A 7,538-nucleotide genomic window follows, 5' to 3' on the forward strand; every position below is an offset into this window, starting at 1 on the left:
ACACCGGCAGCCAGCCCCCGCGAATGGGGCTGAGCCACACCTCCATCGCCCCCTACGACGCGTTCCCCACCCGGGACGGCCAGGTGCTGATCGGCGTGCAGAGCGACGGCGGGTGGCGCGCCCTGGTCACCGATGTCCTCGAGGCCCCCGAGCTGGCCGACGACCCCCGCTTTGCCACCAACGTCCAGCGCGTGCGGAACAGATCCGAATGCGACGCGCTCGTCGCGGCGCGCACCGTCCGCTGGTCGACCGCGGAACTGGACGCGAGGCTCGCCGCCGCCGGCATCCCCGCGGCGCAGGTCAAGCAACTCGATCAGGTCGTCGCGCATCCGCAGCTGCGGGCGCGCAACCGCTGGCGCACCATCGGCACCGAACACGCGCCGGTCGAGGCTCTGCTGCCCCCGGTCACGTTCGAAGACGTCGAGGCACGCATGGGTGACGTTCCGGCGCTCGGCCAGCACACCCACGCGCTGCTCGTGGAATCCGGAATGGACGCCGAGACCGCCGACGCCACGATCGCCGGGGGCATCGCCCTGCAGGCCGAACACTTCCACCCCGCCCCCACCCGATAGCACGTACGGCTCGACCACCTCGGGCCACCAGGAAAGGACCATCATGCTGACAGGACGCACCGCCGTGATCACCGGAGGCGCCCAGGGCATCGGGCTGGCGATCGCCCGCACCTTCGCCGACCACGGGGCCCGAGTCGTCCTCGGCGATCTCGACGAGGCGAAGGCGAAGGACGCTGCGGCCTCGCTGAGCACCGACGCGCTCGGTGTCCGGTGCAACGTCACCTCGTCCGAGGACGTGGCGCGCCTCCTCGACGCCGCGGTGGACTCGTTCGGGTCCCTCGACATCATGGTCAACAACGCCGGCATCACCCGGGATGCGACCATGCGGAAGATGACCGAGCAGCAGTTCGACGACGTCATCCAGGTTCACCTGCGCGGGTGCTGGAACGGTACCCGCCAGGCCGCCGGCATCATGCGGGAGTCGGGCGGCGGGTCGATCATCAACCTGTCCTCGATCTCCGGCAAGGTCGGGTTCGTCGGCCAGACAAACTATTCCGCGGCCAAGGCCGGCATCGTGGGGCTGTCCAAGGCGGCCGCCAAGGAAGTTGCTCACCTGGGTGTGCGGGTGAATGTCATCCAGCCCGGACTCATCCGCACGGCCATGACCGAGGCGATGCCGCAGAAGGCATGGGATCAGAAGATGTCCGAGATCCCCATGCAGCGAGCCGGCGAGCCGGAGGAGATCGCCTCCGTCGCACTCTTCTACGCCTCGGACCTGTCGTCGTACATGACCGGTACCGTCGCCGAAGTGACCGGCGGCCGCTACATGTAGACGGTTGCCGTCCGCGCCCGAGCGACGACGAAGTGAGGGTTTGGACCGGCGTCGCAGCGCCGGTCGAACACTTGCAGCAGCATTCGGCACGCCGGGATGCAGGTATTCACCCGTGTGCCGAATCGGAACACCTTGTGCGATGTGACGCACACAATATTGAACGTGGAATTCTCCCACTCGAACAAGCTGGATCCTCGTCGCGTCGATCGGTGCTGTCGAGATGGTCGGAAAGAGGAACTCGCATGCGCAGCAGGCTGGACCGATGACAGGCAAACCGGTATGGCGAAAGCCCATCGACGCCGCAGACCGTGTGGTGGCGCCGCGGGCCGAGGCTCTGGTGCACAGCGATGTGTTCGCGACGGTGACCGCCACGATTTTCGGTGTCCGTCGTGCCGTGGGCAACGGTGTGAACGGCGTCGCGGCACGAGTGTGGCACCTGGTGAATCTGCCGGCGGGCACAGACCTGCAGCGGCTTCGCCAACAGATCGGGGCGCTGGACCGGGATGTGCGGCGACTGTCGCTGCAGCTCGAACAGCGCAAAGACAACCCCTCGGAGAGTGATCGACGGTGACGACCACACCAGCTTCGGAGAACATCGTCGACCGGGTTCGCCGAGAGGTGGAACGCACTGCGCTCCGGGCGCGCAACGGAATTCGGATGGCAGCGGGCGTCTCACGGCCGGAGGTCGGTAAGACCCCGAAGGACGTGGTGTGGCGCCACGGCCGGTGCGAGTTGTGGCACTACCGCAACGACGATGTGCGAGTGTCGCCGCCACTGTTGATCGTGTTCAGCCTGTTCTCCCGCAGCTACATTCTGGATCTGCAATCGGGCAACAGCTTTGTGGAACGGCTCCTCGCAGCGGGATTCGATGTCTACCTGCTGGATTGGGGAGTTCCCGACGAACGCGACGCAGCCAACCGGTTGGACGACTATGTCGACGACTATCTGCCCGCCGCGGTCGACCGCGTGCGGCAGATCGCCGGCACCGACCAGATCAATATGCTCGGCTACTGTTTCGGCAGCGTCCTGGCACTGCTGTACGCGGCCCACCATCTCGACGCGCCGTTGCGCAGCCTGACCGTCATGACGACGCCGGTCGACCTGCAGCAACTGGGACCGCTGACCAGCGTGATCGGCGGCGGCGGACTGAATATCGAGAACGTGCTCGACGAGAACGGTAATGTGCCGCCGCAGGTCGTCTACCAGGGCTTCCAAGTCCTGAAACCGACCGCGCAGATCACCCAGTACGTCGACCTGTGGGAACGGATGTGGAGCGACGATTATGTCGCGGCGCACCAGGCGATGATCGGGTGGGCAACCGACCATATTCCGTTGCCCGGCGGTGTCGCCCGGCAGCTCGCGGAGATGACCCGAGACAACGCCATCGTCAACGACACCCTGGTTGTCGGCGGCGACCGCGTTCACCTCGCCGACATCACGGTGCCGTTCCTGACCGTGCTGGGCACCCGTGACCACATCGTGCCGGAAGTGTCCGCGGGCCCGCTGATCGACATGATCGGCTCGCCCGACAAACACGAGCTGCGCCTCGAGGGGGGGCACGTCGGGCTGCTCGTCGGCCGAACCGCCGCCAAGACCACCATCCCCACGATCATCGAATTCCTCATCCAGCGAAGTGAGTTACAGGAATGAACATCGTCGCATTGGGCCGGGACCACACCGACGCCCTGATCGAGTTCTTCGCCCGGTTGCCCGCCGAGGACCTGACCCTGATGCGGGAGGATGTCACCGAGCCGGACACGGTCCGCGGCTGGGCGGACCGCCCGGCCCACTGGGTCGCGCTCGACGACGGCGCGGTCGTGGGATTCGCCGCGGTGCGCCCGCTGCCCAGCTGGTCCGACCACGTCGGTGAACTGCGACTCGTCGTCGACTCGGCCCATCGGCGCCTCGGCATCGGCCGCGCGCTGGCCCGCCACGCACTCGCCGACGCGATCCGCGCAGGCCGCCGCAAAGTCGTCGTCGAGCTCGCCGCAGACCAGGAGCACTCGCTGGCAATGTTCGGTTCGCTCGGCTTCACCGGCGAGGCGCTGCTGCGCGACCATATCCGTGACCGCGAGGGCAACCTGCGCGACCTGGTCATGCTCGCTCACTTCGTCGACGCCACCTGGTCGTCCATCGACACCATCGGGGTCAGTGCCGAACTCGGCCTGGAGGACAACACCCCGTGACCGGAACGACGCAACGAGGCCACACGGCGCCGGGCCGCCTGCTCTATTTCACCGACCCCGCACGCGCGGCCGTCGACTATGCGCTCCTGGCCTACTCTGCACCGCTGCTGGCCGCACTTCCTCGCGGCGACAAACACCCCGTCCTCGTGCTCCCCGGACTGAACACGAGCGATGCCTCCACCTACACCCTGCGGACCGTGCTCAAAGGGCTCGGATACAAGACGTACGGGTGGCAGCTCGGCCGCAACATCGGCCCCACGAGCAAGGCGGTGCACGGCACGCAGGCGCGGCTCGACTACTTGACCAACCGCTACCAGCAGCCGGTCACGCTCATCGGGTGGAGCCTCGGCGGCATTTTCGCGCGCAAACTCGCCCGCCGCACCCCGTCGGCGGTTCGACAGGTCATCACCCTGGGCAGCCCGATCCGGCTCGCCCGGCACGAACAGAGCCGCGCCAACCGCCTGTTCCATCGCAACTCCCATGAGCACATCGAGCCGTTGGATCTGCCGCTCGAACGCGGCGCAGGGCCGCTTCCGGTGCCCGCCACGTCGATCTACTCCAAGCTCGACGGGATCCTCGCCTGGCGGGCCTGCCTGGACGAGCCCTCGCCCCGCGCCGAGAACATCGCCGTGCTTGCCAGTCACTTCGGCATCACCGGTAACCCGGCGACACTTTGGGCGGTCGCGGACCGGCTCGCCCAGCCTCCGGACCGATGGGCCCCGTTCCGACCGCCCGCTCTCCTCCGAATGGCCTACCCAGCACCCGAAAGCCGATCATGACCAACCTCGCCCACATCCTGACCGAGTCCGCGCGCCGTCATCCCGACCGGCCGGCGATCCGTCTGGACGATCTCGTCATCACCTATGCCGAACTCGACGATCTGACCGCACGCGCGGCAGGCTGGCTGCAGGCCCGCGGTATCCGACCCGGCGACCGGGTCGGGATCGCGCTGCCGAACATCGTGCCGTTCCCGGTCTTCTACTACGGTGTGTTGCGCGCCGGCGCGACTGTCGTGCCGATGAATCCGCTCCTCAAGGCCCGCGAGATCGAGCACGCTCTTCGCGATTCCGGTGCCGCTCTGGCGCTGGTGGGGACCACTATCGCGGCCGAGGCGCAGGCCGCGGCCGCAGCGACCGGCACCGACATCGTGGTCATCGACGACGACACCCTGGCCGGCGCTGCCCAATGGCCGCGCCTGCCGGAGGTGACCGCCCGGGCCGACGACGACACGGCGGTCCTCCTCTACACCTCGGGCACGACCGGCGCGCCGAAGGGCGCACAGCTCACCCACTCGAACATGTACCGCAACGCCACCACCTTCGTCGCCATGCTCGACATCCGTAAGGAGGATGTGGTGCTGGGTTGCCTCCCGTTCTTCCACGCGTTCGGGCAGAGCAACGCGCTGAACGCCTCCCTCGCGGCCGGCGCGTGTGTGTCGCTGGTGCCGCGATTCGAAGCCGTAGCGGTCGTGCGGCTCATCGAACGCCACCGGGTAACCGTCTTCGAGGGCGTCCCCACGATGTACGTTTCCCTGCTCCACGCCGACTTGTCGGAGGCGGACACCTCCAGTCTGCGGATCTGCATCTCGGGTGGCGCGGCGTTGCCGATCGAGGTCCTGAACGGATTCCAGGGAGCCTTCGGCGCACCGATTCTCGAGGGCTACGGCCTGTCCGAGACATCGCCGACCGCCACGTTCAACCGGATCGGGCATACCAAGCCCGGGTCGATCGGAGTGCCGATCGACGGTGTCGAACTGAAGCTGGTCGCTCGGGACGGCACCGAAACCCCGCCCGGCGAGGTGGGGGAGATCGTCATCCGCGGACACAACGTCATGAAGGGCTACTGGAAACAGCCCGAAGCAACAGCCGCCGCGATAGTCGACGGCTGGTTCCATACGGGAGACATGGGCAGTCGCGACGAGGACGGCTTCTACTTCATCGTCGACCGCAAGAAGGACATCATCATCCGGGGCGGCTACAACGTCTACCCCCGCGAGATCGAAGAAGTGCTCTACGAACATCCCGCGGTGCGCGAAGTCGCCGTCATCGGAGTGCCTCATCCCACCTACGGCGAGGAAGTTGCCGCCGCGATCACCTTGCGACCCGGTGCGGAGGCAACTCCCGAGGAGCTTCGCCAATACGTCAAGAGCCGGGTCGCCGCGTACAAGTACCCGCGCCACGTCTGGCTTGCCGACAAGCTGCCCAAGGGTGCCACCGGCAAGATCCTCAAACGCGAAATCGGCATCCCCGCCCACCTTCTCGAACAGCCGCCGGCGTGACCGGCCCGGCCGTCGTACCGACCCGGTGAGGAACACCCATGGCTGATCGGACCCGACGGGTGGCCGTCGGCGAGCTGGAACTGGCCTACGAGACCTTCGGGGACGCCGGCAACTCACCCCTGCTGCTCATCTCGGGGCTCGCCACCCAGATGCTCGGCTGGGACGAACGGTTCTGCGACCAACTCGCCGACCACGGCTTCCATGTGATCCGGTTCGACAACCGCGACATCGGGTTGTCCACCCACCTTCACGAGGGCGGGATTCCGAATCTGGGGGCCCTGCTTCGCGGGGAGGCCGCGCCGGCGCCGCCGTACACGCTGGCGGACATGGCCGAGGACACCGCCGGGCTGCTCGACGCGCTGGGTCTCGAGTCCGCGCACATCGTGGGCGCCTCGATGGGCGGCATGATCGCGCAGCAGCTCGCGATTCACCACGGATACCGGGTCCGGAGTCTGACCTCCATCATGTCCACTCCCTCGCGCCAGGTGGGACAGGCGCGGCCGGAGGCGCAGGCGGTGTTGTTCCTGCCGCCGCCGACCGACCCGGACACCGCCGCCGAACGCTCCCTGACGGTGTATCGCGTGATCGGCTCACCCGGATACCCGCTCGACGAGCCTCGCGTCGCCGACGTCGCGCGACGCGCCTTCGCGCGAGGCAACAACCCAGCCGGCGTGGCGCGGCAGTACGCGGCGATTGTGGTCTCCCCGGACCGCACGCCAGGACTACGCGAGTTGACGGTTCCGACGCTGGTGATCCACGGCGAGGACGATCCCCTGGTCCAGGTGGAAGGTGGTCTGGCGACGGCCGACGCGGTCCCTGGCGCCTGTCTGGTCGTGGTTCCGGGCATGGGTCACAACCTGCCCCAGCCCTTGTGGCCGCAGCTGATCGACGAGATCGTCGCCCACGCCCGAGCCGCCGAGGTCGGCCCCGCGACTCGCGCCTGACGGCCTGCGGGCGGAACCGCACGATCACACGACTGCGAGCCGCCGAGGCGCGAGATCGAATCAGTGTGCACGAAAAATCCTCCATCAGAACACTTCTCGATCGACAGGCCCGTCCGTGCCGGGTCGTCGCCGGCCCGGCAGCAGAGCACTGCGCCGGGCCGACTCATGCCGCTCGAAGCGGGGTGCTCACAGGCTGTCCTTGTCAACCACGCCGTCCCCACCGACGCTGACGGGCCGTCCGGAATCCCGAGCCCGTGAACCGCCCCGTTCCCTGCCGCCCCCATGCCGTCGATTCGCCCGTTTCGGGAGTGTGTCGAGCCCCGATTTCCGGAGTGTTTCATATTGGAACGCTCGGACGGCAGTCGCGCATCTCACCATTGTGGACAGAACATGAACCACGCCACATGCGGGTTCGCACCATCGAAGGGGTACAGGCCATGGATGGACTCATCCACGACCAGATCCGCGATCTCGACGTTCTTGTCGTGGGAGCCGGGTTCGGCGGAATCTACACGCTGCACAAGCTGCGCCACGAGCAGGGACTCGACGTCGTCGCCATCGACAAGGCGGGCGGGGTGGGGGGTACCTGGTACTGGAACAAGTACCCGGGTGCGTTGTCGGATTCGCAGTCCTTCGTCTACCAGTACTCGTTCGACCGACGCCTGACGCACGATGCGGGGCATCGGCCGGGGCGGCCCGGCGGCATCCCCTAATCTGGGCGCATGGCGCGCGACACCGACCCCGGATCCCGCGACCGTGCGAGTGCCGATGTGGTGCACCGCGGTC

The 7,538-nt window shown here is 67.6% G+C and carries 8 protein-coding genes and 1 pseudogene; all 9 read left to right on the top strand.

Annotated elements, in window-relative coordinates; translation table 11 throughout:
- The coding region (locus AIIKEEIJ_RS10810) for a CoA transferase (protein WP_161995620.1) at positions 1 to 572 on the top strand (572 nt) is incomplete at its 5' end.
- Positions 573 to 615: 43 nt separating this feature from the next.
- Positions 616 to 1,344 carry a 3-oxoacyl-ACP reductase FabG gene (gene fabG / locus AIIKEEIJ_RS10815; RefSeq protein WP_100055629.1) on the top strand — a complete coding sequence of 243 codons (729 nt, stop codon included), beginning with the start codon at positions 616 to 618 and terminating at the stop codon, positions 1,342 to 1,344.
- A gap of 220 nt (positions 1,345 to 1,564) precedes the next feature.
- Positions 1,565 to 1,915, top strand: a complete 351-nt coding sequence (locus AIIKEEIJ_RS10820; RefSeq protein WP_161995621.1) for a hypothetical protein — start codon at positions 1,565 to 1,567, stop codon at positions 1,913 to 1,915.
- A gap of 86 nt (positions 1,916 to 2,001) precedes the next feature.
- Positions 2,002 to 2,994 (top strand): alpha/beta fold hydrolase, encoded by a 993-nt coding sequence (locus AIIKEEIJ_RS10825; protein ID WP_161995622.1) that lies wholly within the window; start codon positions 2,002 to 2,004, stop codon positions 2,992 to 2,994.
- A complete protein-coding gene (locus AIIKEEIJ_RS10830; RefSeq protein ID WP_161995623.1) occupies positions 2,991 to 3,530 on the top strand; it encodes a GNAT family N-acetyltransferase in 540 nt (179 codons plus the stop codon). The genes AIIKEEIJ_RS10825 and AIIKEEIJ_RS10830 overlap by 4 nt, the downstream gene beginning before the upstream one ends.
- Positions 3,527 to 4,309 carry an alpha/beta hydrolase gene (locus AIIKEEIJ_RS10835; RefSeq protein WP_161995624.1) on the top strand — a complete coding sequence of 261 codons (783 nt, stop codon included), beginning with the start codon at positions 3,527 to 3,529 and terminating at the stop codon, positions 4,307 to 4,309. The genes AIIKEEIJ_RS10830 and AIIKEEIJ_RS10835 overlap by 4 nt, the downstream gene beginning before the upstream one ends.
- On the top strand, positions 4,306 to 5,808 hold the full coding sequence (locus tag AIIKEEIJ_RS10840) for an AMP-binding protein (RefSeq protein WP_161995625.1): 1,503 nt from the start codon (positions 4,306 to 4,308) through the stop codon (positions 5,806 to 5,808). The genes AIIKEEIJ_RS10835 and AIIKEEIJ_RS10840 overlap by 4 nt, the downstream gene beginning before the upstream one ends.
- 38 nt (positions 5,809 to 5,846) lie before the next feature.
- Positions 5,847 to 6,752 (top strand): alpha/beta fold hydrolase, encoded by a 906-nt coding sequence (locus AIIKEEIJ_RS10845; RefSeq protein WP_161995626.1) that lies wholly within the window; start codon positions 5,847 to 5,849, stop codon positions 6,750 to 6,752.
- A 437-nt stretch (positions 6,753 to 7,189) separates the two neighbouring features.
- Positions 7,190 to 7,417: pseudogene (locus AIIKEEIJ_RS10850) on the top strand (NAD(P)-binding protein); the annotation flags it as partial.
- Between the last annotated feature and the right edge of the window lie 121 nt (positions 7,418 to 7,538).

Source organism: Rhodococcus sp. YH1 (assembly GCF_009939605.1).
GTDB lineage: Bacteria > Actinomycetota > Actinomycetes > Mycobacteriales > Mycobacteriaceae > Rhodococcus > Rhodococcus aetherivorans.

Excerpts from the sequence above, each read along its gene's own strand:
- fabG (WP_100055629.1), top strand. The coding sequence starts at position 616 with ATGCTGACAGGACGCACCGCCGTGATCACCGGAGGCGCCCAGGGCATC.
- AIIKEEIJ_RS10820 (WP_161995621.1), top strand. The coding sequence starts at position 1,565 with ATGGTCGGAAAGAGGAACTCGCATGCGCAGCAGGCTGGACCGATGACA.
- AIIKEEIJ_RS10825 (WP_161995622.1), top strand. The coding sequence starts at position 2,002 with ATGGCAGCGGGCGTCTCACGGCCGGAGGTCGGTAAGACCCCGAAGGAC.
- AIIKEEIJ_RS10830 (WP_161995623.1), top strand. The coding sequence starts at position 2,991 with ATGAACATCGTCGCATTGGGCCGGGACCACACCGACGCCCTGATCGAG.
- AIIKEEIJ_RS10840 (WP_161995625.1), top strand. The coding sequence starts at position 4,306 with ATGACCAACCTCGCCCACATCCTGACCGAGTCCGCGCGCCGTCATCCC.
- AIIKEEIJ_RS10845 (WP_161995626.1), top strand. The coding sequence starts at position 5,847 with ATGGCTGATCGGACCCGACGGGTGGCCGTCGGCGAGCTGGAACTGGCC.